The sequence below is a fragment of the Oleiphilus sp. HI0079 genome (genome assembly GCF_001635105.1).
In genome coordinates this window covers 1-677 of the sequence record NZ_LWFT01001021.1, presented here as the reverse complement: position 1 = coordinate 677, position 677 = coordinate 1, and the positions used below count along the sequence as shown (strand labels likewise).

At 49.9% G+C, this 677-nt stretch carries 1 protein-coding gene; it reads right to left on the bottom strand.

The annotated features are described in order from the left end of the window. On the bottom strand, positions 1-677 hold a 677-nt coding region (pilM, locus tag A3750_RS18440; RefSeq protein ID WP_156498724.1), incomplete at both ends, for a type IV pilus assembly protein PilM.

Below are 677 nucleotides of genomic sequence, written 5' to 3'. Positions count from 1 at the left end.
CCGCATGCAATCATCAGAGATGGTGCATCATTGCTCAGCGCGGATGCATTCACTCGAGAGTTAAGAGTCATGTCGGAGAAAGGGTTCGCAACGATCGTTTTGATGCCAACCTTCTCTTGGACCATATCAGACAACTCAGGAACTGATGCCACACCACCAGCAAGTACAACGTAGTCAACCTCGTTGTACTGACTAGAACCAAAGAAAAATTGTAGGGAACGAGCAACTTGCTGCACGACCGCCTCTTTAAACGGATCGAGCACTTCTCTCTCGTAATCGTCCGGAAGCCCGCCCTGTTTTTTAGCAAGACCTGCCTCCTCGAAGGAAAGACCATAACGACGCTGAATTTCTTCAGTGAGCTGTCGCCCGCCAAACAACTGTTCACGCGTGTAGACGGTGGTGTTATCCGCTAACACACTCAGCGTTGTCATTGTTGAACCAATGTCAACAATAGCGACAGTGCGCTCTTCGGCCGACTCATCCATTTGGCGAGCAATCAAATCAAAAGCGCGCTCTACAGCATGCGCCTCGATATCTACAATTTTGCTCGTAAGCCCGCCTATCTCCAGAGCATCTTCACGAAGTTCAACATTCTCTTTCCGGCACGCGGCTAACAGAACATCAACCTGATCAGCACTATCCTCAGATGGCCCGAGCACCTCAAAGTCGATTGCAAC